Genomic DNA, 24426 nt, shown 5'->3' on the forward strand with positions numbered 1-24426 from the left:
GTTATCAGAAAAACTGTCAAGCAATATGTAGTCATTTTTTTATGTTCTTGTTCACAGCGCTTAAGAAACCTCGCAAGATGTCCATTTCATGCTTTTCAATGCGCAGTCGATTGAACATCATTCTGAGCTTCTCTTCCAATGACTTTTGATTCTCTGTATGCATAAAATCGATGTCATGCATGATTTGAAACAAATGTTGATAGAAACTTTGCATTTTTTCAGCAGTAGCGAATGGAACATCAGCTGGCTGATCAATCACTTCTATGTTTTGTGCTTCCAGACACCTCATTCTCAGCTCGTAGGCTGCCACTTGAATGGCTGCAGCTAAATTCAATGACGAATATTCCGGATTGGCTGGTAATTTAACCAAATAATGGCACCGTTGCATTTCTTCATTGGTCATTCCATAACGTTCTTTTCCAAAAATCAAAGCAACTTGTTGTGACTTGGCAGCGAGGGTCAACATTTTAGCAGCCTGATGCAAGTCAATGACCTCTATATCCATCCCTCGATTTCGGGCACTGGTGCCCATCACCAAGGTACATGGTTCTATGGATTGATCCAAATCATCATGAACAGTGGCTGCGTACAACACATCATCGGCACCGGATGCTCTGGCCGTGGCCTCAGCACTGGGGTAGTCAGTTGGGTTGATTAAATGTAAATTTTCCATCCCCATCACCTTCATGGCACGGGCAGCAGCTCCAATATTGCCAGGATGTGAGGTGTTAGATAAAACGAATCTGATGTTTTTTAATCTGTCCACAAAAGTGTCAATAAGTTAAAAGATTTGGTATCATACGCGGTTCGCTTCTTAACATCAACGTGCCACATAAATGTGTCACATCAATGGATAAAATTAAAGACATGTCACCTGAACTGAATATTGCCAAAAAAGCAGCACTCAAAGCGGCCAATTCAATTGAACAATTGATGTTTAAAAATGAATTGCTCTCAGTCAATAAAAAACTCAACAATGGCTTTGTTGACCAAGCCATTCAAGTCAGCATGAATGACATCTTTTTTACTTTAAAAAGGGCTTATCCAGAAGATGAAATTCAAACTGATGAAACCACTTTAACTGATTTCACCAATTCCGAGAGGGTTTGGCTGATCAATCCATTAAGCGGCATCACCAATTTTCTCTATGACATCCCTCACTGTGCCATCAGCATCATCCTGATCGAAAACCACAAAACCAAAGAGGCCTTGATTTACAACCCAGTCACCGATGATGAATACATGGCTACCAAGGGCAAAGGCGCCTTTTTAAATCAAAGAAGGTTAAGACTCAGCAACCACAATGAACCTTCAGAGTCACTGATTGGTACCAACTACTCAGAAAATAAAAACAAAAATGCCCTTCAGTCCAAAGCTTTGCGGACCATCAGCAATCAAGTCGCTGATGTGCGGGTTCTCGGCTGTCCCGCATTGGACTTAGCCATGGTATCTGCCGGAAAACTCAATGCCTATTGGCAAAATGAGATGAAACCGTCAGAAATGCTTGGAGGTATTTTGTTGACCGAAGAGTCAGGCGGTCAATGTATGGATTTTTCAGCCAAAAGAGCGTTCAACCAATCCGCTCAAGTGGTGGCTGGAAACTTAAAAGTCTCTGCTTGGCTAACTTCACAACTTAAAAGCCTTTATCAAAACTAAATAAAAAGGCGCTGCTAAAAAAAGCAGCGCCTTTGCATTGTGCATCAAACTTCGTTAAACAGCTTAAGCTCACCTGTGAACCTGAGCCAAATTTGATTCACAAATTCAAGCTAATCGTCTCTAAAACATCAACATCAACATCAAAATTAGCAGTCAAATCTTTGAGGTGAGCCACATCAATTTCACCATCCAATTTGATGTAAACAAATTCATCTCCTGCCTCGAACACCATAATTGACAAGTCACTTAAAATCATGCCATCGACTTTAGCCATGATGTGTACACGCTCATCACCTTCAACGACCTTGATGATCTCCTCAACGCCATGCTTAGCCAAACTCCTGACCTTGTCACTCATCCAGTCACCGATGTCATCTACATCCACTGCATCATTCAATTCATAAACATTGATAGACAGGTCTTTCAGCCCAGATAACACAGCTTGAGCCTCTTGATCATCTTTGGTGAACATCCTCGCCATACCCAGCACACCAGGGCCTAAGGTTATTTTTACTTTGGCTTCAGTGCCTAAAATGCTTTCAAGCGCTTTAAAATCATCAGCCCAAGAATTGACTGATACCAAACTTAAAAACATCATCGCCATTATATTTTTCATAAATACCTCTATTAATTAAACATCATCCGCCATGGATTTATGTGCATATAACGAGGCAAGCTAAAATATGTTACAAATGAGAGGCAAAAAAAAGCCCGGCAATACCGGGCTGATTGTTTAATCAAAAATTAAAATTATGGAATGTGCTCTAAGTTGGCACCTTCCTTTTCAACTGGAATTAAATCTTCACGACTGATACCTAAGGCCAAAGTGGTTGTACTGGCTACAAATATGGATGAATAAGTACCGACAATCACACCCACTATCAAAGCAAAAGCAAAACCATGGATCAAATCACCGCCAAAGAAAAACAATGCCAACAACACCAGCATGGTGGTGAATGAAGTAATCACAGTTCTGGATAAAGTTTGACCGATCGAATTGTTAATCACTTGTTCAGTGGTGGCTTTTCGGCCCTTTCTGAAATTTTCCCTGATCCGATCAAAAACCACAATCGTGTCATTCAATGAATAACCAATGACTGCGAGCAGTGCTGCCAGAACAGTCAGGTCAAATTCCACCTGCCAGATCGAAAACACGCCAGCCGTGATTATCACATCGTGAACCAAGGCAGCGATTGATCCCAATGAAAAGCGCCATTCAAATCGAATGGTCACATAAATCAAAATGCCCATGATGGCGTACAACAACGCCAATGAACCTTGTTCAATCAACTCATCACCCACCTGTGGGCCCACAAAATCCGCCTTACTTATTCTTGCTGATGAATCCAATTTCTTTAATTCTTCAAGTACAGCATTACTTAACTTGGCTTCATCCTTTTGAGTAGAATCTGATTGTTCATCCATGTCCGGAGTTGCTACTGCCTTTTCTTGAGGCGGCAAAGTGATTTCAATATCTTTGCTGGAACCAAAATTCTTAACCACTATATTTTGGTACCCCGAAGCTTCAAGGTTTTCCCGCACTTCGGTCACTCCGATGCCTTCTTCAAAATGCACCACGACAACTGTTCCTCCAGTGAAATCTAATCCAAAATTCAATCCCCTGGTCACGATAGAAATCAACGACATAATGATTAACAACGACGACACCACCAACGCAATTTTTCTCTTGCCCATGAAGTCGTATTTAATTTTTCCTAATATATTCATACTCAACTCCTTAGATGGCTATCGATTGTAATTTTTTCTTGCGACCATAAACCAAGTTCACAATAGCCCTTGATAACACAATCGCTGTAAACATTGACGTCATGATGCCAATACACAATGTCACGGCAAACCCCTTGATGGGTCCAGTACCAAATGCGAACAAGACAACCGCTGCAATCAGAGTGGTTACATTGGCATCTGCAATGGTAGAAAATGCTTTTTCGTAACCAGATTTGATGCTGCCTTGTATGGTGTTCCCACCCCTCATTTCTTCTTTGATCCGCTCAAAGATCAAGACATTGGCATCAACTGCCATACCGACAGTAAGTACAATGCCTGCAATACCAGGAAGGGTTAATGTGGCGCCAAACATAGACAAACAAGCCATCATCAATACCACATTGATGGTCAAGGCCACATTGGCGATCAAACCAAACATGCGATAGTAAACAATCATAAATACCACCACCAATGCCAATCCTATCTGAACCGACATCACGCCTTTATCAATATTGTCTTGTCCCAATGAAGGACCAATGGTTCGCTCTTCTACAATTTGAACCGGGGCTGCCAAGGCACCTGCTCGCAGTAACAAGGCCAATTCATTGGCTTCTTTTTGTGAATCCAAGCCAGTGGTTTGAAATTGATTAGAAAAGATGCCGTTGATGCGTGCATCACTGATCACCTCTTCTTTATTTCTGTACTGCATCACGCCTTCATCATTTTTGCCTATGGGAATTCTTTCTTTAAGAATAACACCCATAAAATTTCCTACATTGGACTTTGTGAATTCAAGCATTCTGTTGGCACCTATGCTGTTCAATTTAACTGATACAGCAGGAGAACCTGATTGTTGGTCGAAAGTCGCCTGAGCATCTATCAATTGATTACCAGTCGCGATCACTCGGTCTTTTAACAAGACAGGCCGACCTGATCGATCGTAATACAATGAAGATCCTATCGGTGTTTTGCCCGTTCTTGCTGCCAATTCTGCATTGTTTTCACGGTCAGTCGGTCGATATTCTAAGGTGGCTGTTGCATCTAACATGATTTTTGCCTGGGTCGTGTCTTGTAACCCTGGCAATTGAACCACGATACGTTCCAAACCCTGACGTTGAATGATGGGTTCTGCAACCCCAATCTCATTCACCCTGTCTCTCAATGTGGTTAAGTTTTGATTCAATGCATTTTCTTTGATTGCATTGATTGACTGTTCTGTTAACAAGCCTTTCAACTCATAACTATCTGCAGTCACATTTTGACGCAATGTCAACTCAGTGAAATCCTTTTCGATCAGTTCTGCTGCTTTCTCCATATCAACTTCGTTTCTGAAACTGATGGTAATGTCATTGCCAGACCAGCTGATGCGTTTCTTGGGAATTTTTTGTTTAATTAAAGTAGAAGTGATGTCAGAACGGATTTGTTTTTTCTTGTTGTCCGCAGCCTCTTTCATATCAACTTCTAACAAGAAATGTACGCCGCCACGCAAATCCAATCCCAGGTTCATCGCTCTGCCACCCAGGTTTTCTAGCCATTCTGGCACGTTGGGTCTCAAATTCATGGCTGTATTGAAGCCTGTCAAACCTTCTTTTAACGCATCTTGCCCCTTTCTTTGGGCATCCAAATCAGCAAATTTAACAATGGCGGTGTCGCCATCAATTGAGATTTGATCGAAAGCAATTTGTTTGTCATTCAATACATCAGAAATTTTATCCAGTGTTTTTGGTTCAATTGCTGCGTCTTTAACTGCTTTTACTTGCACCACTTGACTTTGGCCATATAAGTTTGGCAATGCATACAGCGCTCCCATAGATATGATGACCAGAATCATTATGTATTTCCACATAGGATATCGATTCATTGTTATTCTCTTTATTGTTATTGTTATATATGTCTACCCAAGCAAAAATGGGCAGGTATTTACTTAAGTGATTTAATCGTCCCTTTAGGTAATACTTTGGCCACTGCACTTCTTTGCACGTGTATTTCAATGCTTGGTGCAATTTCAATCTTTATGAATGACTCATCGACCGCAACTATTGCACCCAAAGTACCGCCATTGGTAATCACTTCATCACCCACACCCAGTGCTGTTACCATTTCATTGTGAGCTTTCATGCGTTTTTGTTGTGGACGAATCAACATGAAGTACATGATGACAAAGAACACACCAATAAAAATAAAGGAACCCATTGGGTTAGCAGCTGCATCGCCCGATTGAGCCATGGCATCAGATATAAAAAAATTCATCTTTCAATCCCGTTTCTAGTAAAATAAAAGCGCGCTATTATAGCACCACAGAAACAACGATATAGGACTCAAATGGCAAAAAATCAAGGGCTTGATACTGCAAAAACTCAAGTAACAAAATCAATTACTGGTGGATGTCATTGCGGGGCCATCAAATTTCATGCCACAGTTGATATCAATTCAACAATTCTTGTTTGTAATTGTTCGGTCTGTTCGATGACAGGGTTTCATCATTTGATTGTGCCACATGATCAATTCAAACTGCTTACTGAGGTCCAATCATTGACCAGTTATCGATTCAATAGCAAACAAGCCAACCACCTTTTTTGTAGCCGCTGTGGTGTTAAGTCTTTCTACCAACCGCGCTCTCACCCAGACTGTTGGAGCATCAATGCGCATTGCATCAAAGGCTATGTTGCGACTGAATGGAAGCATGAACTTTTTGATGGAAAAAATTGGACCCAAGCACACAATAACTTACAATCAAGTTAAACAGCCATGACTTACATCTCTACACAACGATTAGACATCAAGCCCACGCATAAAAATTGTTGGTCTATTTTTGACAAGTTTGATCAGCACTTGATTGGCAAGTTATTCTTTAAAAAACAATGGTTTAACATTATCCTTAAACCGCATTCCCTGGGCCTTGGGGTTGCTACTGAATCTGCTTTTGGTTTGATGAAAGCAATCAATTGTGATCATTACAAAGCAAAAACCGATTTAGCCCATGCCGCCTCATTTTTACGTGGCATGGGATTTGTCAAACAAGAAAATCACTATATGGTTTCTGCTGAAACCTTGACCTGTCCAGACCCCTACCTCGAGTTGAATCAATCACTGGGAATCGAAGACCGTAAATTGTCCTGTCCTTTTCAACCCACTGCCGTCCAACTGATAGATTCTGACATTGATTGTTTCGACCGCAGCACCAAACTACACCCTCAAGCTCACCACGCATGGCATCAAATGAAACAAGCTGCAAAGGATGATGGTGTCTTGCTGCAATTGGTATCGGCATTCAGATCCATGAAGTACCAAGCCCAGTTGATTCAGGGAAAACTCGACAATGGCATCCCGCTTGATGACATCCTGTCAGTCAATACCGCACCAGGTCACAGCGAACACCACACTGGGCGTGCCATCGACATAACCACCCATGAATTTGAAGCTTTATCAACTTCATTTGAATCAAGCCCGGCTTTTAAATGGCTCACTGATCGTGGTGCTGAATTTGGTTTTATCATGAGTTACCCCAAGGACAATCAATATGGCATCATTTATGAACCTTGGCATTGGTGTTACCATCCGGTGGCTGGGGTAAATAAATAGTATTTATGGTTGGTTAGACTTGGGCTTGACAGTTCAAGCCAAGATATTTTATACTTTTTGTTACATCAGTAATAAGGGGCTATTTTTGCAACCTAAAACAACAAATAATCAGACGAATAACCAATGGCCAATGCGTTTGGTCTTGTTGTTTATTTTACTGCAACTGTCCTCAATATTATCCGCAGCCATTAATGACCCGCATAAGGTGGACTCAATCATCAATAACAAAATCAGTCAACTGATTGACATCAATCATTTGGGCCATTCACAAAGCATTCAAACCACTCAAATTGGCCCTATGACGTTTTTTAAGTTGAAATTTTTTGAGCAAAATAATTACCAGGTTTCTGCCAAAGCCACTCAATTGTTTGGGTTTAGCCCGACAATCACTTGTGTATCAGGCAGTAAAAACCACATTTGTCAGTAATTATTTTTTACAAATTCATCCAATATATCTATGAATTGACCCGCGATGTTATCACCTTTCAATGTATGTGATTTTTGACCTCTGATAAAAATGGGCGCTGTTGGTTTTTCTCCAGTACCTGGCAAGGAAATTCCAATATCAGCGTGTTTTGACTCGCCGGGACCATTAACGATACATCCCATGACAGCGACATTCATGTCTTTGACACCAGGATGTGAAATGCGCCATTCAGGCATTTTTTGCTCCATGTGTTCTGTCACGTCTTTGGCCAATACCTGAAAAAATTCACTGGTGGTTCTGCCACATCCAGGACAGGCTGTGACTTCGGGCTTAAAGGATTGCAACTCCAAGCTTTGCAAAATTTGTTGGGCAATTTTGACTTCAGCCGTCCTGGCTTGATTAGGCTCAGGAGTCAAAGAAACACGTATGGTGTCTCCTATGTGCTGCTGTAACAACACACTCAAAGCCGCAGTAGACGCCACGATGCCTTTGTTTCCCATTCCGGCTTCAGTCAAACCCAGATGCAAAGCGTATCGGCATTGTTGATATAAATTCTGGTAAATACGAATCAATGACTGAACACTGCTCACTTTACATGAGACGATGATGCGATCAGCTGGCAAACCAAAACTCTCAGCTTGCGCCGCACTTTGTAACACGGAGTCGATCAGGGCTTTTTCTATCAAAGCACCCGATGATAATGGCGACGGACTTTTGGCATTTTCATCCATCATTTTAGCCATTAACTTTTGGTCTAAACTGCCCCAATTGCCACCAATTCTGACCGGTTTATTTAAATCTTTAGCCACTTGGATAATTTCTTCAAATTGGCTGTCTCGCTTGCGGCCAAAGCCGACATTTCCGGGGTTAATGCGGTATTTTGCTAGTTTTTCTGCGCATTCAGGGTATTCCTGAAGCAACATGTGTCCATTGTAATGAAAATCACCTATGACAGGCACATCACATCTGGCTGCCCGCAAACGATCGATGATTTCAGGAACGGCGGCGGCTGATTCTTCGTTGTTGACAGTGATTCGAACCAACTGAGAACCCGCTTGGTGTAACTGGTATATTTGCTGTGCCGTCCCTTTGGCATCCGCTGTGTCGGTATTGGTCATGGATTGAACCACTACTGGCCCACCACCCACTTTAATGCCGTCGATATCAACAACATGTCTTTTGTTATCAATCATTTGTTTGTTCATTGCTTTGTATTCCTACATTTAGGCGAGAAAATGACGCCGCATCTACTTTATTTCTTAAAATAATACAGTGGTATTGACCCAAATCTGAAACCAATTTGATGGCTAAAAAAAAGGGAGTCACCCAATAATCTTGCAATCTGGCTTCTAGCACAAGTTGATTGTCTGTTTGTACCAATCGCCATTCCCCCACAGCATTCATAACCAAAGTGAAATCAAGTTGTTGATTGATCATGCGTCGATTGCTTGCATATTGCCATAAAATCAATGGAACGAGCAATACCAGCCATACTGACAGGAACCAAGCACCCAATAACAAGACTGGTATAAGAAACAACAACAAAATTTGAACCCAACTCAGGCTCAAAATAATTTGCTTATTTTTTAAGGTAACTGGAGGCACAAATATCAGCGACCAATCGAGCGGTTGGTGCATCCTCTGGTGTTTGTTTACCACTGAGCCAAGACCATAATGTCATGTCTTGAAGCTGAAGAAACTCATTGAATTGAGTTTTGTCGTCATCAGACATTAAAGGATAAGCTGATTCCAAATAACGGGTCATGATGAAATCCAATTCTTTCATCCCACGACGACAACGCCATTGAAAATATCCTTCGGTCAACTCAGTGGGTACAGTTTCGGCAGGATAATCACTCATCTTTTAATGCTGTACTTGAATGTCTTTGTTACAAGGCATGTCTTTGAGCAATCATTTTTTTAATTTCGCCAATGGCTTTACCAGGGTTCAATCCTTTGGGGCAAGTGTTGGCGCAATTCATGATGGTGTGACAACGATAAACCTTAAATGGGTCTTCTAAATCCTCCAAACGTTCCCCAGTGTACTCATCACGAGAATCTGCCAACCATCGATACGACTGCAACAACACAGCGGGTCCTAAGTAACGATCACCATTCCACCAATAACTTGGACATGATGTTTGACAACAGGCGCACAAGATACACTCATACAAACCATCTAATTGTTCACGCTCTTCAATCGATTGTAAGCGTTCCTTATCCGGTAAAGGCACTGAATCAGTTTGCATCCAAGGTTTGATTGAAGCATATTGCGCATAAAAATGTGTCAGGTCTGGCACCAAATCTTTGATGACTTCCATGTGTGGCAATGGATAAATGGCAATTTCCTTGCCTTTGAATTGTTTGATGGATGTGGTACACGCCAAGGTGTTAGTTCCATTGATATTCATCGCACAAGAGCCACAAATGCCTTCTCGACATGAGCGCCTGAATGTCACAGTTGAATCCATCTCGTCTTTGATTTTAATCAAAGCATCCAAGACCATTGGGCCACAATTATCCATGTCAACTTCATAAGTATCGGTCCTTGGGTTTTCACCATCATCTGGCGACCAACGATAGACTTTGACGGTGGTCAAATTAGTGCCACTTGCTGCTTTGTGGTGCTTACCTTTTTGTACTCTCGAGTTTTTGGGTAGTCTAAATTCTGCCATAATAATTCTCAATAAACCCTTGGTTTGGGTGGAATAACTTCACATTCATCGGTCAAGGTATACATATGTACCGGGCGGTATTCAAAACTCACATCACCATTGTCATCTATATAGGCCAAGGTATGTTTCATCCACTGATCGTCATCACGCTCTGGATAATCTTCACGGGCGTGTGCTCCTCTGGATTCTTTGCGATTTTCAGCCGAAAACATGGTGACTTTGGCTTGTATCATCAGGTTTTGTAACTCCAGGGTTTCTACCAAATCTGTGTTCCACACCATGGAAGTATCTGTTACATTGACGTTACCAATTTTGGCCGCAGTGGCTGTAATCTTTTCACAACCCTCTTCCAGCACTTCGCCGGTTCTGAACACAGCGGCATTGTTTTGCATGATTTTTTGCATTTCTAAACGCAAATCAGCGGTTTTGATGTCGCCTTGTGCATGGCGAGTTTTATCTAAATTGTCTAAGGATTTATCCAAGGCACCTTCAGTCAACTCTTTGTGCTTGGTTCCTGGTTGTATGACTTCGGCACATCGATCGGCCACAGCCCTACCAAAGACGATCAAATCCAACAATGAGTTTGAACCCAGTCGGTTGGCCCCGTGGACTGAAACGCATGCCGCTTCACCTATGGCAAACAAGCCGGGTACCACTTTGTCAGGATCATCACCCACTTTATTAACCACTTCTCCGTGGTAATTGGTCGGGATGCCGCCCATATTATAATGCACCGTTGGTAGCACCGGAATGGGTTCTTTGGCCACATCTACACCGGCGAAAATTTCTGCAGATTCTGCAATGCCGGGCAGTCGTTTATTAATCACATCAGCACCCAAATGTTGTAAGTTGAGATATATATGGTCGTTTTCACTGCCAACACCCCTGCCCTCACGAATTTCTATTGTCATAGATCGTGAAACCACATCGCGGGAAGCCAAATCTTTGGCGTTCGGTGCATAACGCTCCATAAAACGTTCACCTTTGGAATTGGTTAAGAATCCACCTTCACCACGCACGCCTTCAGTAATTAAACAGCCTGCGCCATAGATACCCGTGGGATGGAATTGTACAAACTCCATGTCTTGTAGTGGCAAACCTGCTCGCAACACCATCGCGTTGCCATCACCCGTACAAGTATGAGCTGAAGTACATGAAAAATATGCCCTGCCGTACCCACCAGTGGCCAGAATCACCGCATGACCTCGGAACAAATGCAAACTGCCATCAGCCAGATTCCAAGCTAACACACCTTTACATTCGCCCTCTTCCATCACCAAGTCTATAGCGAAGTACTCAATAAAGAATGAGGCATCGTGTTTCAAAGACTGTTGATACAAGGTATGTAAAATGGCATGGCCTGTGCGGTCAGCAGCGGCACAAGTACGCTGGGCTGTCCCTTCACCATAATTGGTGGTCATGCCGCCAAATGGTCGTTGGTAAATTTTACCTTCTTCCGTTCGAGAGAACGGCACCCCATAATGCTCTAATTCAACCACCGAAGGAACCGCTTCACGACACATGTACTCAATGGCGTCTTGGTCACCCAACCAATCTGACCCCTTGATGGTGTCATACATATGCCAACGCCAATCATCTTCACCCATGTTTCCCAGTGAAGCTGACATGCCGCCTTGTGCTGCCACGGTGTGTGAACGTGTTGGAAATACTTTGGTGATGCATGCCGTAGACAGGCCTTTGGTCGCCAAACCCATGGTCGCACGTAATCCAGCACCGCCTGCACCAACCACTATGGCATCAAATTTATGTTCTGTTATTTTATATTTTTTAGTCATTATTTATCCAAATAGAACTGATGAGACAGCATATGTATTGACCATCATGAGTAATATCATGCTGAGCTTAATAATATATTGAAGTATGAGTTGCCAAGTATGACTGCTGACATAATCTTCAACCACCACTTGAAGGCCCAATGCACCATGATAACTGGCAGTCAAAGTGAATAACAGCAACACAATTGAATGAATGGGGTTTTGCATCCAAACCACCATAGATTGAGCACTCAATGCATCTAAACGCAATAAACTGATCAAAACAAAAAGTCCAGTCGGAACCAATAAAACTGCGGTCATGCGTTGCATCCACCAATGACTGAATCCATGTTTGGCAGAACCCAAACCTTTCACCTTTGCTACATCTGATTGATAACTCATGTTATTTCCCCAAGAAAAAAACAGCGGCTGTAAAAATCACAGCCATGATGATAACCACCACGCCAGATTTATAAACCGCAGGGATTGAATACCCTTTGCCCGCATCCCAAAATAAATGCCGAATGCCATTACATAAATGGTAATTAAAAGTGAACACCCAAGCATAAAGCATAACAACGCCCAATCCAGAGGAGAAAAATGCCGATACTTGATCGGCAATGATTGGCTGTGTGGTCACTCGATACAGCCAGTAAGTGAACACAACTAAACCAAAGGCCAAAACCATGCCAGTCAACCTATGAGCAATCGACATCATTGATGTCAACTGAGGCTTATAGACTTGTAAATGTGGAGAGAGGGGTCGATTTGTACTGCTCATGTGTGCTCCGTAATTTGTCTAAAAATCAATACAACGGCCATTTTTTTCCCAATCGCCATAGCGTGTAGGGTCTAAGCCATCTTTGCGGCCACCATATTCTTTGGCCTTTTCGTTTGAATGAGATTTTGTGGGTTGTGTGTTGGTTTCAGTCACCAACTCTTGTTGTTTATTTGCTTGATCAGTTTTCATAGGGTATGCATTTTTAATTGGGTTAAAATGTATTCAGCTGCTGTCAATTCATTCAACCAATTCATTATTATTCAACTGGCATTTAACAAGCTCAAATTATATCATTGAACCTTACCTAATAAAAGATTCAATCACATGTCAAATGAACCCGTTTTCAACAACCTTTCCGTATTTGAAGTCAATGGTGCTGACACGGAAGTGTTTTTAAAAAACCAACTGATCTCTGAATTCAATCAAAACAGCAAAGTCAGCTATTCAGCCATATGCAACCCCAAAGGCCGCATCATTTTTACATTGTTGCTCTTTCCAGATGAAAACGGTGTCAAAATTGCTGTAAATTCAGATTTGAGTGACAATTTTTATCACTATGTGACAATGCGAAAATTCAGAATGGATTTAAACATCAACAAAACAAATGATTCAATCCAAATGCAACACGACTTTACTGAAAATACAACCTTATCATCATTGAGCCTCGTTGTTGCCGATACGGCATTCATCACAAACAATACCGATTTGTTTTGGCGATTTATTTTTGCAAGCGGCCTGCCTTGGATAACCGATAAAACAACAGAACTTTTCATCCCACAACATATGAACCTTGATAAAAGTAAAATCATTGATTTTGAGAAAGGTTGTTACCCAGGTCAGGAGATCATTGCCAGACTCCACTATATAGGTAAAGTTAAAAAAAGAATGACGCTGATTCAAACAAATAACGAACTGACTTACCAAGCAGGTGACAAAGCATTCATCGAAGAATTAGACCAAGAAGTGGAATTTTGTTCGCCCATATTTCATTGGGATGCAAAATGGCATGCCCAAGCCATTATAAAATCAAGCTGAATCTGTTGATTGAGGTTGAACCAAAATTTGGGTTGGCATCAATGTAAAATCCAATTAAAACTGGAAATTGGCTTAATCTGAATATATTTAAAATTGATTAATATCATGGTATTATAAAGAATAACTGTAGTTAAACATTAATGGTGGGACATTCGATGAAAATTTTAAAACTTATTTTTCTGTGCTTTGCAATGCTGCAATTTTCAAACGCATTCAGCCAAACCATCACTTTAGCCGTAGAAGCGACCTACCCCAAAGATCAGGCTGAGTTTGTGTACGAACCTTTGAAAAACTGGCTAGAAAAAAAGACGGGCTTAACCGTTGAAATTGAAAGCGCCGACAATTACTATTTTTACTGGCGATCAGCACGAAACAACCAACCTGATTTCACCTTAGATGCATCTCATGTGGCCGCATTCAGGATGCAAGAAAAAAACTACCAACCTTTGGCTCGAGTTCAAGAAGATGTCTCCTATCATTTAATCTCAAATTATGAACCCGCCGCTGGCCAAAGCATAGATGAGTTTTTGGTTGGAAATCGAGTGGTTACTCTGCCCAATCCCAACATGGGTTCGGTACTTTTTGATGAATGGTTTACTGACTTATTTTTACAACCACAAAAAATTGTCACCGCACTGTCATGGGAAGACGTGATTGAACAAGTCTTTGCACAATCGGCAGATGCCGCCATCATTCCAAGTTCTTTGTCTGAATTGTATCCCAATTTTGCCAGGCTTAAAGAAAGCAAAAAGTACCCAGGCTTAACGTTTTTAGCCTCGCCCAATGTCAGTCCCCAACTAAAAGAGTCTTTTAAAAATGCCATCTTAAGTATTGGTGAAGATGACGAATCTTATGATATTTTGGCAGAACTGAATTCCGATGGCTTTGTAGAAGTCAATCCTGAAAATTATAAAGACTTGGCCGAAATACTAACTAAATTAATGTACTGAGTCACAGTTTAGTAATTTTAATATTGATAAAATAAATAATTGATAAGTATTGTTCGCGCCAATGAAAAAATCAAATACAATTCGCTTTATGAAAAATAACTCCACTTCTGAGCGCAGACGATTTACCCGCATACCCCTGATGAAAGACGTCACTTTATATACTGGTATGGAAAGCTGGGTATCACAAATACATGACCTCTCGTTAAAAGGCGCCTTGTTGAGTTGCCCCACAGAACATACCGTGAAAAACGGTGACCTTTTGCGCTTAAGTATTCCTGTCGAAAACTCTCCTGCCATTATTATGAATATTCAAGTGGTTCATACCAATGGTGAAACATTTGGTGTGGAGTGGACCCAAATTGACATGGACAGCTTTGCCAGTTTAAAGCGCACCATTGAACTTAACATCAAAGAAAAAGAAAGCCTCAGAGAAGACATCAAAACCTTGTCAGAGTAAAACGCTTCCTCATTACTTTTCCGCCACAATGTAGCAAACCCAACTGGCATCCGCTGTACCGATTTTGGATTGGGTATAAATGCCGTCTCCCTCACCCGTTGCTTCATCGGTTCCTTCCCAATAGACTTCGGCTGTTGAAAATCCGGCTGTTAATAACATCTCGGTAATTTCTGGCAAAGTCCACAGTCGCCAGTAATAATCGAAAGCTTGGTCCATTTTAATCCCCTCATCCGTGACAAAATGAATATAACATTGCATTTGAGAATTGATTGGATTGAAACTGGCTTGTTCCCAAATATATGTATAACCATCACACTCACGCTCTTCCTTGATTTCTTTGGCCGCCTCATAGCCGCCAAAAGCATCCAGGAAAAAGACACCATCATTTTTCAGGGATGTGAGAACGGATTGAAAGTAGTTGATCATCAAAGCCCTTTCCATAAAAATGAAATAACTGAAATTCATTGCCAAGATGGCATCCATCGATTGCCCACCCATCTTGGTTGTTCCCACCTTTAAAACATCTTCATTCAGCAACTGAATGCGATTTTTTTGGTGGTTTTCCAGCATTGATAAATTATGGTCATTGCCCCACTGTAAAACCAAGGGATCAAAATCAACCGCCCAAGCCCAATTATCAGGGTGCCTGCCAATCCATTCACAAGCGGTTTGGGCTGTACCACAAAAATCTTCACGCAGACTTCTGGCTGGCCTTCCCTTTAATTGTTCAAAGGTTGATTCAACAAAATCTATTTCTGCTTCAACGCACTGAACGGCATTTTGGTACAGGTAATGTTTATCCAAAAATCACCTCAATGATTCATTCAATGCAGCCAAAACAGCAGAACCAGGACACAGTTCAGCCTGCGACAAGCTGTTCAAAGGTGCATTCACAGAATTTATGCGACCGTGGGTGTCTGCTTCAGACTCATCATGATAAATTAAACCAGTCAGTATTTTGTGCTGCTCTTTGACCGTTTCGATGCGATTCATGGCTTCCTTTCTGCTGCTTAAATCATAATCAGCAGCATTCTTTTGCAGGTGTAATTCACTGCCATCATGGACGGTTACTTTTCTGGAACTGCCTTCAGGATAATCAATTTTAATTTCTGATTTACTGGGCACAAAATCAATGGTGCCTGAGGCCTCTAAATGATCTCTGACCCATTCATACCCCTTGGTTGACGAAGGGGTGTTATTGAAGGTCACACAAGGTGAAACCACATCAATAAAAGCAAATCCTGGGTGTTTTATGGCGGCTTTGATCAAAGGAATTAGTTGGTGCTTATCACCGGAAAAACTTCTGGCCACCATACCAGCGCCTAATTGTAAGGCCATCTGACACAAATCTATTGAATCAAATACACTGGGAACTCCTTTTTTACTGGCCGATCCTTTATCAGCAGTAGCAGAATCTTGGCCCTTGGTTAAACCATAACAACCATTGTTCATGACTATATAGACCATATTAAGATTTCGCCTCACCACATGAGCAAATTGCCCCATGCCTATGGAAGCCGTATCACCATCTCCCGACACCCCAATGTACAACAGATCTCGATTGGCCATATTGGCACCAGTGGTCACCGATGGCATGCGTCCATGCACAGAATTAAAACCGTGTGCCTTACCTAAAAAGTATGTGGGGGTTTTTGAAGAACAGCCAATGCCTGATATTTTGGCAATTTTGTGCGGCTCCAAATTCAAATCAAAGCATGACTTAATAATGGCAGCGCTGATGGAATCATGCCCACAACCCGCACATAAGGTCGACAATGCACCTTCATAATTTTTGATGGAATACCCCACCTCATTGGTGTGGTTTTCTGGATGTCTAAAGTTAGGTCTTATAAAAGTCATTTCAGGCCTCCTGATGGATGTTGCTTATCATCAATTGATCCAAGTGCTTTTGAATCTCAGTCACTAAATATTCTGCGGTAATTGGCATGCCATCAATATTTAACACCTCAATCATTTTTTGAGGGTTGATAGCCAACTCGTTAACCAATAAAGTTTTCATCTGGGCGTCTCTGTTTTGTTCAATCACAAATATAACATCATGCTTTTCCACAAATGTATTCACTTCTTCACCAAATGGAAAGGCTTTGATTCTCATTGAATCAATGGTTTGCTTGTCCCTTAAAATTGCCAAGGCTTCTTTTGACGAATAATCACTGGTGCCATAAAAAATCACCCCCACCTGACACGTATACCCAGAAATCTCAGCCGCAGGTACTGTTTTTTTAGCCGTGTCCCACTTAAGCAATAATCGCTGCATGCCCCTGGCATAAACTTCTCCATCCTCGGTGTAGGCCGCATATTCATCATGAGATGAACCTCGGGTAAAATAAGCCCCTTTTTCTGGATGGGTTCCGGGAATGGTCCGATAGGGAATCCCATCGCCATCTACGTCTAAATAACGCCCCCATTTCTCTGGCAATTCATTCAATTGTTTTTCGTTCAATACTTTGCCTCGGTCATAAACCTGCTGATCATCCCATTCAATGGGATCACACTGGTGTACATTCATTCCCAAATCCAAATCACTCATTAAAATGACCGGTGTTTGTAACCTTTCTGCCAAATCAAACCCTTTGACTGTCATGTCAAAACACTCTTTGGGATTGGCTGGAAACAACAAAACATTTTTGGTGTCACCATGTGAAGCATAGGCAGCCGCGATTAAATCCGATTGTTGTGTGCGGGTGGGCATGCCGGTCGACGGACCCGTTCGTTGTATATCCATCAACATCACCGGAATTTCCGAAAAATAGGCCAATCCCAAAAACTCGCTCATCAAAGAAATTCCTGGTCCTGAAGTGGCGGTAAATGCCCTCGCACCATTCCAACTGGCCCCTATCACTATGCCTATGGCCGCCAACTCATCTTCGGCTTGAACAATGGCAAATTTATTTTTTCCAGTGTGCTGATCCACTCGATAAGCTTTACAATACTTTTCAAATGCTTCAATCACTGAAGTTGACGGGGTGATTGGATACCAGCCAGCGACTGTTGCACCGGCAAACACAGCACCCAAACCAGCTGCAGCATTGCCTTCCATTAAAATTTGTTCACCATTCAAGTCACGCCGATGAATATTCAATTCACACACTGCATTGTGATGTTCTTCTGCATAACTAAAACCAAGCATCAAAGCTTTTATGTTGGGTTCAATTAATTTGGCTTTTTTGGCAAATAAGGATTTTATCGATTGTTCAAAAACACTGAAGTCCATTTCAAATAAGTAAGCCAGGGCACCTACGTAAATGATGTTCTTGAATATCTGCCTTTGTCTTGGATCGGTATAATTCGCATTACAAATTTCAGTCAGAGGAATGCCAATGGGTACCACGTCCTGACGATTAAAGGAATCTGGTAGTCGCTTTGATGAGTCGTAAAAAAAATAACCACCGGGCAACAATTCCTGATAATCTTTATACATGGTTTGGCCATTGTCAGCGACAATAAAATCATAACCACCACGACGACCTAAATAACCATGCTCATTGATTCGAACTTCAAACCAAGTGGGCAGACCTTGGATATTTGATGGAAAAACATTTTTGGACGAAACTGGCACCCCCAATCTGAAAACCGCTTTACTGAATAAATTATTAGCTGATGCAGAACCCGACCCATTCACATTGGCAAATCGAATCACAAAATCATTGATAGAAGATATTTTTTTCATCACTTACCTGCCGTTGCTTCATGTAAAAGGAACTTTTGCATGTCCCATGCGCCTGTCGGACATCGTTCAGCACAAAGCCCACAATGCAGACATACATTCTCATCTTTAACCATGACTCGTTTGGTTTTTAGTTCACTAGAAACATACAAATCCTGGGTTTCATTGGTGGCCTTGATTTTCAAACTGTCACGCAAGACATCTTCTTCTTCATTGTCTAAAAAGTTGATGCAGTCAACAGGACATATGTCTTCGCAAGCATCACATTCTATACAGCGATCAGTTTCGAACACTGTTTGAACATCGCAATTTAGACAGCGCATGGCTTCTTCATAGCCTTGTGTCAAGTCAAAGCCTTTTTCCACCTCGAGCTTGCGATCAGATATGGCTTTGTCTTTATCTACCAAAGCCACAATGTTGCGATCTTCATCAGAAATATGGGCATCATACAACCAATCATGAAAGCCCATTTTCTGGCTGATTAAAGTGAAATCTGGTGCTGGTCTAACGGTGGTGTCTTCACCTTCACAATATTTGTGAATTGAAATGGCGGCCTGGTGGCCATGCGCCACTGCAGTAATCACATTTTCAGGTCCCCAGGCGGCATCGCCACCAACAAAGACATGAGGCTGGGAAGTTTGAAAGGTGACTTTATCCACTTTTGGCATTTCCCAGTCATTGAAATCTATACCTATGTCGCGCTCAATCCAGGGAAACGAATTCAGTTGTCCAATAGCCATCAACACATCATCACATGGCATCAGTACTTCCTCACCGGTTGGTACCAAACTGCGCTTACCCTCTTCATCAAAAACAGCTTCCACCAACTCAAACAACATGCCTGTGAGTTTCCCGTTTTCAGTCACAAATGCCTTGGGGTTGTGATTTTCATACATGGGAATATCCTCATGTTGTGCATCTTCAATTTCCCAAGGTGATGCTTTCATGTCTGATTTGGGACTGCGTACCACCACCCTGACATCTTTACCGCCCAGACGAATGGCTGTGCGACAGCAATCCATCGCGGTGTTACCGCCACCCAAAACCAATACTTTTTCACCAATTTTTTCAATGTGCTCAAATGCCACACTGGCCAACCAATCAATGCCAATATGTATGTTGTCATCGCCTTCTTGGCGCCCTGCCAATTTGGGTAAGTCCCGGCCTCGTGGCGCACCAGTACCGACAAAAATGGCATCATAACCTTTGTCTAACATAGCCTTCATGCTGGTCACTTCTTGGTTAAAGTGGGTCATCACGCCCATGTCTAAAATGTAATTAACCTCTTCATCTAAAACCGTCTCTGGCAACCTAAAAGAAGGGATTTGACTGCGCATGAAACCACCACCTTTCTTTTGATCATCATACAAGTCTACCTCATAACCCAGCGGCATCAAGTCCCTGGCCACTGTGAGCGAAGCCGGCCCGGCACCAATCAAGGCTATTTTTTTACCATTCTTCTTCGAAGGAATTTGAGGCAATCGATCGCTGATGTCAGTTTTGTTATCCGCAGCCACCCTTTTCAATCGACAAATAGCCACTGGTTCTTCTTCTACCCTGCCACGCCGACAAGCTGGTTCGCAGGGACGATCACAAGTTCTGCCTAGCACCCCTGGAAACACATTGGATTGCCAGTTAATCATGTAGGCATCATTAAACCTTCCAGCGGCAATCAATCGAATGTATTCAGGTACAGGGGTGTGCGCTGGGCAAGCATATTGACAATCAACCACTTTATGAAAATACTCCGGATCAGAAATATCGGTTGGTTTCATGGTACATTTCTCATATCTAAAATTATTAACGCTGAGTCACGGATGACTCTGAAATGGCCTGCCATTCAGTTTGACAATAACCTTTCTCCAATAAATAAATCAGCCATTTATTTAAAAAGCAGTTTTGACTGTATCTTAAACTCGCTTGATTTTTAGCATCCACTCGCCCACCCATTTCTCTGAATTGTTTTTCAAATTCGTTGGAATAGACCAATTCGGCCAATTGGGCATCGTGGTAAATTCGAATCACCAGTGCATCGGAAACGGCATCATCAAAAATCATACACATGGCGATTTCTGTGGTGAACTTGAAGCGTTCCCGGTATTTGACTTGTAACAATGGGGTGCTGTTTAATGCGGAATGATGGATCTGTGCTTGCTGGTTTTCAATGGGCAGCAAAGCTTCGAGCAAACGATGATTGAATTCATGCAATTGCATTAAGCTGATATTGTGCTTGCGCACATATTGTCTGTGGGATAAATACTGTTCGGTCAAAATCATTAATACAATCTTTTATTTAAATCCAAAGCTATCATTATCTTACCTGAAATTTCCTCGATTGAGGTAAGTGTTGTGTTCAAAAAAGGAATTTGGTTGCGGTGATAAATCACTTCAGCATCGCTGACTTCCATCTGACACTTTTTTAATGCCGCATACCTAGAATTGGGACGGCGCTCACTTCTGATTTGTGACAACCTGAACGGATCAATGGTTAAGCCAAACAATTTTTGTTTATGCATCATCACATCATCCGGCAATTTCATTCGCTCCAGATCTTCGTCTGTGATCGGGTAATTGGCAGCTTTCAAGCCATAATGCAAAGCCAAATATAAACAAGTCGGGGTTTTACCGGACCTTGAAACACCCAATAAAATCAAATCGGCTTTTTGTAAATTCAGATTAACCCCGTCATCATGTGACAAAGCAAAATTAGTGGCTTCGATGCGGGCATTGTAGGAGGTGCTGTCTAACATGCCATGGGTACGACCCACTCCCGGATCACTCTTAACCCCAAGATTTTTTTCAATGCGTCTGAGCAAACGATTGAATGGATCCAACTTTAACCCACCTGCTGAATGTATGATTTTGCGCAGTTCAATATCGACCACCGTATTTATCACCAATCGCTGGTAATCTGAAGGTGTATTTTTAATCAGGTCGGCAGCGGCTTGTGCCGTTTCGACGTTATTGATGAAGGCCAACCTTTTTTCAATAAAATTGATGCCTGTAAATTGAGTGATTAAGCTCCTTCCAACTGTTTCTGCAGTGATGGCAGTACCATCTGAAACATAAAAAATGGCGCAATTTTTTATTTCAGCCATTGAATTGACTCCATCGTTATTATTCCTCCCCAGTTTTTCATATAAAATATGTAATTAAATCCTACAGACTGTTTATGCCAAGGGCATGAACAGATAGAATATAACACTTTTGTGAATCCCAAGGAAATTTATGTCTGAGAAAGTAATGCCTGAATACATCATTAAGCTTGACCAACTTAATATGAGTCATTTAGATCAAGTGGGCGGAAAAAATGCCTCTTTGGGCGAAATGATTACCAACCTAAACGCCATGGGTGTCAAGGTGCCCGGAGGGTTTGCCACCACGGCGGACGCTTTCAAAGAGTTTTTACAAATATCAGGTTTAAATCAAAGAATCAGTGACAAACTCAAAAATTTAGACACAGACAATATAGATGATTTGCGTCAAGCCGGTGAACAAATCAGAAATTGGATTCTGGCCACACCTTTCCAAGCCCCCTTGGAACAAGCCATCAGACAAGCCTATGAGGAAATGAAGTCTGAATTAGGCAATGACTTTTCTGTCGCTGTCCGCTCTTCTGCCACAGCAGAAGATTTACCTGACGCATCATTCGCCGGCCAGCAAGAAACTTTTCTCAACGTCAATGGTGCCGATGAAATACTGAGCAAAGCCCACGAAGTTTTTGCCTCTTTATACAATGATCGAGCCATTTCATACCGTGTCCACCATAATTTCGAACATGACGACGTTTATTTGTCCGTTGGGGTACAACAGATGGTGCGGTCTGACATCGCGTCTAGTGGCGTGATGTTTACCATGGATACAGAATCAGGGTTCAATGATGTGGTGTTCATTACTTCTTCTTACGGATTAGGAGAAATGGTGGTTCAAGGTGCGGTCAACCCAGATGAATTTTATGTGTATAAACCAGCCATAAAAAACAACAAACCAGCTGTATTGAGAAGAAACTTGGGTTCTAAATCGATCGAAATGACCTATTCTGAAAGCGGGGTACAAACCAAAAATATCGAAGCCAGCCGCAGCCAACAATTCTCGATCAATGACGATGAAGTCCAACAATTGGCCCAGCAAGCCATCATTATTGAACAACATTACGGCCGACCAATGGACATTGAATGGGCCAAGGACGGAATAACTGGTGGACTATATATAGTTCAAGCCAGACCAGAAACGGTTAAATCAAGAGAACATTCAGGGCAAAAAATTGAACGCTATGCATTGAAAAGCCAAGGCACCATCATTTGTGAAGGTCGCAGCATTGGTCAAAAAGTAGGTCAAGGGACAGCCAAAGTAATAAAAAGTATTGCTCAAATGGATGAAATCAACGCCGGCGATGTTTTGGTTACCGACATGACTGATCCTGATTGGGAACCCATCATGAAAAAAGCGGCTGCGATTGTAACCAACCGCGGTGGTCGGACGTGCCATGCGGCCATCATCGCGCGTGAATTGGGCATTCCAGCCATTGTCGGTTGTGGCGATGCCACGCAAAAAATACCCAACAACACAGCTGTCACAGTGTCTTGCTGTGAAGGAGACACTGGTTTTGTCTATGAAAAAGAATTGGGTTTTGACATCCACACCACTGACCTACAAAACATGCCAGAAGCACCCCTGAAAATCATGATGAATGTTGGTAATCCTGATCGTGCATTTGATTTTCAAAACCTGCCTCACTTCGGTATTGGTCTGGCTCGATTGGAATTCATCATCAATCGCATGATCGGCATCCATCCAAAAGTATTGCTCAATTACGACCAACAACCAGATTCCGTAAAGCAGATAACCGACCCCATGATTGCGGCCTACGCCTCACCCAGAGACTATTTTGTTAAACGTCTGGCTGAAGGCATATCAACCTTGGCTGCCGCATTCAACCCACAACCGGTGATAGTCAGATTATCAGACTTTAAATCCAATGAATACGCCAACCTCATCGGAGGCAAGCAATACGAACCCACAGAAGAAAACCCCATGTTGGGTTTCCGCGGTGCTTCCCGCTATTTAGATGAATCTTTTGTCGATTGCTTTGAAATGGAATGTGAAGCCTTGAAATTTATCCGCGATGACATGGGATTAACCAATGTCTGGGCCATGGTGCCATTTGTCAGGACTTTGGCTGAAGGTCAGGGGGTTATTGACTTGATGGCTAAAAACGGTTTAAAACAGGGTGAGAACGGCTTAAAAATCATCATGATGTGCGAATTGCCCTCCAATGCATTGATGGCTGATGAATTCCTCGATATTTTTGATGGTTTCTCAATTGGCTCCAACGACATGACCCAGTTAACCCTTGGTTTAGACCGAGACTCCGGCCTCATCGCTCATTTATTCGATGAACGTGACCCAGCAGTCAAGAAAATGTTGTCGATGGCCATCAGCGCCTGTAAACGGAGAGGCAAATACATTGGCATCTGTGGCCAAGGCCCTTCAGACCACCCTGATCTTGCCCAATGGTTGTTGGACCAAGGCATAGAAAGTGTCTCGCTCAACCCTGACACGGTGGTGGAAACTTGGCTTAAACTGGCGGGTACTGAATAAAAACGAATTTTTTTTGACCTATCAGTTTATTAATTAAGCTGTTGGTCAATCTTACATAATCATTAAAAAGA

The 24426-nt window shown here is 42.1% G+C and carries 27 protein-coding genes; 8 read left to right on the forward strand and 19 right to left on the reverse strand.

The features are described from left to right. Positions 1–31: 31 nt before the first annotated feature. The gene (locus CCS90_RS08450) at positions 32–766 is read right to left on the reverse strand and encodes an RNA methyltransferase (RefSeq protein WP_162846769.1); all 735 of its coding nucleotides are present in this window, start codon (positions 764–766) and stop codon (positions 32–34) included. Positions 767–849: 83 nt separating this feature from the next. On the opposite strand from CCS90_RS08450, the gene CCS90_RS08455 reads away from it, so the two are divergent. Further along, the gene (locus CCS90_RS08455) at positions 850–1656 is read left to right on the forward strand and encodes an inositol monophosphatase family protein (RefSeq protein WP_099019102.1); all 807 of its coding nucleotides are present in this window, start codon (positions 850–852) and stop codon (positions 1654–1656) included. 97 nt (positions 1657–1753) lie between these two features. On the opposite strand, the gene CCS90_RS08460 is transcribed toward CCS90_RS08455, so the two are convergent. The 4 genes from CCS90_RS08460 to yajC all read right to left on the reverse strand — a co-directional run bounded on the left by CCS90_RS08460 (position 1754) and on the right by yajC (position 5634). Beyond that, positions 1754–2272, reverse strand: a complete 519-nt coding sequence (locus CCS90_RS08460) for a DUF4252 domain-containing protein (protein WP_099019103.1) — start codon at positions 2270–2272, stop codon at positions 1754–1756. A 134-nt stretch (positions 2273–2406) separates the two neighbouring features. Beyond that, positions 2407–3384, reverse strand: a complete 978-nt coding sequence (gene secF / locus CCS90_RS08465) for a protein translocase subunit SecF (protein ID WP_099019104.1) — start codon at positions 3382–3384, stop codon at positions 2407–2409. Positions 3385–3394: 10 nt separating this feature from the next. After that, the gene (gene secD / locus CCS90_RS08470; RefSeq protein WP_099019105.1) at positions 3395–5245 is read right to left on the reverse strand and encodes a protein translocase subunit SecD; all 1851 of its coding nucleotides are present in this window, start codon (positions 5243–5245) and stop codon (positions 3395–3397) included. A 59-nt stretch (positions 5246–5304) separates the two neighbouring features. Further along, positions 5305–5634: a preprotein translocase subunit YajC gene (yajC, locus tag CCS90_RS08475; protein ID WP_099019106.1), complete on the reverse strand. Its 330-nt coding sequence runs from the start codon at positions 5632–5634 to the stop codon at positions 5305–5307. A gap of 72 nt (positions 5635–5706) precedes the next feature. Here yajC and CCS90_RS08480 point away from each other — a divergent pair, with 72 nt between their 5' ends. The 3 genes from CCS90_RS08480 to CCS90_RS08490 all read left to right on the forward strand — a co-directional run bounded on the left by CCS90_RS08480 (position 5707) and on the right by CCS90_RS08490 (position 7393). Next, entirely contained in the window at positions 5707–6126 is a 420-nt protein-coding gene (locus tag CCS90_RS08480) for a GFA family protein (protein ID WP_099019107.1), read from the forward strand. A 6-nt stretch (positions 6127–6132) separates the two neighbouring features. Further along, positions 6133–6966 carry a M15 family metallopeptidase gene (locus tag CCS90_RS08485; protein ID WP_099019108.1) on the forward strand — a complete coding sequence of 278 codons (834 nt, stop codon included), beginning with the start codon at positions 6133–6135 and terminating at the stop codon, positions 6964–6966. Between the two features lie 85 nt (positions 6967–7051). Beyond that, positions 7052–7393 carry a hypothetical protein gene (locus CCS90_RS08490; RefSeq protein ID WP_133566454.1) on the forward strand — a complete coding sequence of 114 codons (342 nt, stop codon included), beginning with the start codon at positions 7052–7054 and terminating at the stop codon, positions 7391–7393. Here CCS90_RS08490 and ispG read toward each other — a convergent pair. From ispG to CCS90_RS08530, 8 genes are read right to left on the reverse strand one after another with little or no spacing between them, the layout of a single operon-like run. After that, the gene (ispG, locus tag CCS90_RS08495) at positions 7387–8598 is read right to left on the reverse strand and encodes a flavodoxin-dependent (E)-4-hydroxy-3-methylbut-2-enyl-diphosphate synthase (protein WP_099019110.1); all 1212 of its coding nucleotides are present in this window, start codon (positions 8596–8598) and stop codon (positions 7387–7389) included. The genes CCS90_RS08490 and ispG overlap by 7 nt on opposite strands. Further along, a complete protein-coding gene (locus tag CCS90_RS08500; RefSeq protein WP_133566455.1) occupies positions 8579–8962 on the reverse strand; it encodes a hypothetical protein in 384 nt (127 codons plus the stop codon). Before CCS90_RS08500 ends, ispG begins: the two co-directional genes overlap by 20 nt. 10 nt (positions 8963–8972) lie before the next feature. After that, positions 8973–9254: an FAD assembly factor SdhE gene (locus CCS90_RS08505; protein ID WP_099019112.1), complete on the reverse strand. Its 282-nt coding sequence runs from the start codon at positions 9252–9254 to the stop codon at positions 8973–8975. Positions 9255–9282: 28 nt separating this feature from the next. Next, a complete protein-coding gene (locus tag CCS90_RS08510) occupies positions 9283–10068 on the reverse strand; it encodes a succinate dehydrogenase iron-sulfur subunit (RefSeq protein WP_099019113.1) in 786 nt (261 codons plus the stop codon). Positions 10069–10076: 8 nt separating this feature from the next. Continuing rightward, positions 10077–11864 carry a succinate dehydrogenase flavoprotein subunit gene (gene sdhA, locus CCS90_RS08515; RefSeq protein WP_099019114.1) on the reverse strand — a complete coding sequence of 596 codons (1788 nt, stop codon included), beginning with the start codon at positions 11862–11864 and terminating at the stop codon, positions 10077–10079. Positions 11865–11867: 3 nt separating this feature from the next. Next, positions 11868–12245 carry a succinate dehydrogenase, hydrophobic membrane anchor protein gene (gene sdhD, locus CCS90_RS08520; RefSeq protein WP_099019115.1) on the reverse strand — a complete coding sequence of 126 codons (378 nt, stop codon included), beginning with the start codon at positions 12243–12245 and terminating at the stop codon, positions 11868–11870. A gap of 1 nt (position 12246) precedes the next feature. After that, positions 12247–12624 (reverse strand): succinate dehydrogenase, cytochrome b556 subunit, encoded by a 378-nt coding sequence (gene sdhC, locus CCS90_RS08525; RefSeq protein WP_099019116.1) that lies wholly within the window; start codon positions 12622–12624, stop codon positions 12247–12249. Positions 12625–12642: 18 nt separating this feature from the next. After that, a complete protein-coding gene (locus CCS90_RS08530; protein ID WP_099019117.1) occupies positions 12643–12813 on the reverse strand; it encodes a DUF1674 domain-containing protein in 171 nt (56 codons plus the stop codon). Positions 12814–12948: 135 nt separating this feature from the next. Here CCS90_RS08530 and ygfZ point away from each other — a divergent pair, with 135 nt between their 5' ends. From ygfZ to CCS90_RS08545, 3 genes are all read left to right on the forward strand, one after another. After that, positions 12949–13659 carry a CAF17-like 4Fe-4S cluster assembly/insertion protein YgfZ gene (gene ygfZ / locus CCS90_RS08535; protein ID WP_099019118.1) on the forward strand — a complete coding sequence of 237 codons (711 nt, stop codon included), beginning with the start codon at positions 12949–12951 and terminating at the stop codon, positions 13657–13659. A 155-nt stretch (positions 13660–13814) separates the two neighbouring features. Then, positions 13815–14609 carry a phosphate/phosphite/phosphonate ABC transporter substrate-binding protein gene (locus CCS90_RS08540; RefSeq protein ID WP_162846770.1) on the forward strand — a complete coding sequence of 265 codons (795 nt, stop codon included), beginning with the start codon at positions 13815–13817 and terminating at the stop codon, positions 14607–14609. Positions 14610–14697: 88 nt separating this feature from the next. Next, entirely contained in the window at positions 14698–15066 is a 369-nt protein-coding gene (locus tag CCS90_RS08545; RefSeq protein ID WP_162846771.1) for a PilZ domain-containing protein, read from the forward strand. Between the two features lie 12 nt (positions 15067–15078). Here CCS90_RS08545 and CCS90_RS08550 read toward each other — a convergent pair whose 3' ends face one another. From CCS90_RS08550 to ppsR, 6 genes are read right to left on the reverse strand one after another with little or no spacing between them, the layout of a single operon-like run. Further along, positions 15079–15870 carry an SAM-dependent methyltransferase gene (locus CCS90_RS08550; protein ID WP_099019121.1) on the reverse strand — a complete coding sequence of 264 codons (792 nt, stop codon included), beginning with the start codon at positions 15868–15870 and terminating at the stop codon, positions 15079–15081. 3 nt (positions 15871–15873) lie between these two features. After that, a complete protein-coding gene (locus tag CCS90_RS08555) occupies positions 15874–16926 on the reverse strand; it encodes a 2-oxoacid:ferredoxin oxidoreductase subunit beta (RefSeq protein WP_099019122.1) in 1053 nt (350 codons plus the stop codon). Position 16927: 1 nt separating this feature from the next. Beyond that, positions 16928–18757 (reverse strand): 2-oxoacid:acceptor oxidoreductase subunit alpha, encoded by a 1830-nt coding sequence (locus tag CCS90_RS08560; RefSeq protein ID WP_099019123.1) that lies wholly within the window; start codon positions 18755–18757, stop codon positions 16928–16930. Next, positions 18757–20529 (reverse strand): FAD-dependent oxidoreductase, encoded by a 1773-nt coding sequence (locus tag CCS90_RS08565; RefSeq protein WP_099019124.1) that lies wholly within the window; start codon positions 20527–20529, stop codon positions 18757–18759. Before CCS90_RS08565 ends, CCS90_RS08560 begins: the two co-directional genes overlap by 1 nt. A gap of 25 nt (positions 20530–20554) precedes the next feature. Beyond that, on the reverse strand, positions 20555–21031 hold the full coding sequence (locus tag CCS90_RS08570; protein ID WP_099019125.1) for a DUF1249 domain-containing protein: 477 nt from the start codon (positions 21029–21031) through the stop codon (positions 20555–20557). After that, on the reverse strand, positions 21031–21852 hold the full coding sequence (gene ppsR, locus CCS90_RS08575) for a posphoenolpyruvate synthetase regulatory kinase/phosphorylase PpsR (RefSeq protein WP_099019126.1): 822 nt from the start codon (positions 21850–21852) through the stop codon (positions 21031–21033). Before ppsR ends, CCS90_RS08570 begins: the two co-directional genes overlap by 1 nt. A gap of 145 nt (positions 21853–21997) precedes the next feature. Between ppsR and ppsA the strand changes: the two genes are divergently transcribed. Next, positions 21998–24355 carry a phosphoenolpyruvate synthase gene (gene ppsA, locus CCS90_RS08580; RefSeq protein ID WP_099019127.1) on the forward strand — a complete coding sequence of 786 codons (2358 nt, stop codon included), beginning with the start codon at positions 21998–22000 and terminating at the stop codon, positions 24353–24355. Positions 24356–24426 lie beyond the last annotated feature (71 nt).

Source organism: Marinicella litoralis, from assembly GCF_002591915.1.
Taxonomy (GTDB): domain Bacteria; phylum Pseudomonadota; class Gammaproteobacteria; order Xanthomonadales; family Marinicellaceae; genus Marinicella; species Marinicella litoralis.

Bases quoted from the DNA above. Each gene is read 5' to 3' on its own strand.
- CCS90_RS08455 (WP_099019102.1), top strand. From the start codon at position 850: ATGGATAAAATTAAAGACATGTCACCTGAACTGAATATTGCCAAAAAA.
- CCS90_RS08460 (WP_099019103.1), bottom strand. From the start codon at position 2,272: ATGAAAAATATAATGGCGATGATGTTTTTAAGTTTGGTATCAGTCAAT.
- secF (WP_099019104.1), bottom strand. From the start codon at position 3,384: ATGAATATATTAGGAAAAATTAAATACGACTTCATGGGCAAGAGAAAA.
- secD (WP_099019105.1), bottom strand. From the start codon at position 5,245: ATGAATCGATATCCTATGTGGAAATACATAATGATTCTGGTCATCATA.
- yajC (WP_099019106.1), bottom strand. From the start codon at position 5,634: ATGAATTTTTTTATATCTGATGCCATGGCTCAATCGGGCGATGCAGCT.
- CCS90_RS08480 (WP_099019107.1), top strand. From the start codon at position 5,707: ATGGCAAAAAATCAAGGGCTTGATACTGCAAAAACTCAAGTAACAAAA.
- CCS90_RS08485 (WP_099019108.1), top strand. From the start codon at position 6,133: ATGACTTACATCTCTACACAACGATTAGACATCAAGCCCACGCATAAA.
- ispG (WP_099019110.1), bottom strand. From the start codon at position 8,598: ATGAACAAACAAATGATTGATAACAAAAGACATGTTGTTGATATCGAC.
- CCS90_RS08505 (WP_099019112.1), bottom strand. From the start codon at position 9,254: ATGAGTGATTATCCTGCCGAAACTGTACCCACTGAGTTGACCGAAGGA.
- CCS90_RS08510 (WP_099019113.1), bottom strand. From the start codon at position 10,068: ATGGCAGAATTTAGACTACCCAAAAACTCGAGAGTACAAAAAGGTAAG.
- sdhA (WP_099019114.1), bottom strand. From the start codon at position 11,864: ATGACTAAAAAATATAAAATAACAGAACATAAATTTGATGCCATAGTG.
- sdhD (WP_099019115.1), bottom strand. From the start codon at position 12,245: ATGAGTTATCAATCAGATGTAGCAAAGGTGAAAGGTTTGGGTTCTGCC.
- sdhC (WP_099019116.1), bottom strand. From the start codon at position 12,624: ATGAGCAGTACAAATCGACCCCTCTCTCCACATTTACAAGTCTATAAG.
- CCS90_RS08530 (WP_099019117.1), bottom strand. From the start codon at position 12,813: ATGAAAACTGATCAAGCAAATAAACAACAAGAGTTGGTGACTGAAACC.
- ygfZ (WP_099019118.1), top strand. From the start codon at position 12,949: ATGTCAAATGAACCCGTTTTCAACAACCTTTCCGTATTTGAAGTCAAT.
- CCS90_RS08540 (WP_162846770.1), top strand. From the start codon at position 13,815: ATGAAAATTTTAAAACTTATTTTTCTGTGCTTTGCAATGCTGCAATTT.
- CCS90_RS08545 (WP_162846771.1), top strand. From the start codon at position 14,698: ATGAAAAATAACTCCACTTCTGAGCGCAGACGATTTACCCGCATACCC.
- CCS90_RS08555 (WP_099019122.1), bottom strand. From the start codon at position 16,926: ATGACTTTTATAAGACCTAACTTTAGACATCCAGAAAACCACACCAAT.
- CCS90_RS08560 (WP_099019123.1), bottom strand. From the start codon at position 18,757: ATGAAAAAAATATCTTCTATCAATGATTTTGTGATTCGATTTGCCAAT.
- CCS90_RS08565 (WP_099019124.1), bottom strand. From the start codon at position 20,529: ATGAAACCAACCGATATTTCTGATCCGGAGTATTTTCATAAAGTGGTT.
- CCS90_RS08570 (WP_099019125.1), bottom strand. From the start codon at position 21,031: ATGATTTTGACCGAACAGTATTTATCCCACAGACAATATGTGCGCAAG.
- ppsR (WP_099019126.1), bottom strand. From the start codon at position 21,852: ATGGCTGAAATAAAAAATTGCGCCATTTTTTATGTTTCAGATGGTACT.
- ppsA (WP_099019127.1), top strand. From the start codon at position 21,998: ATGCCTGAATACATCATTAAGCTTGACCAACTTAATATGAGTCATTTA.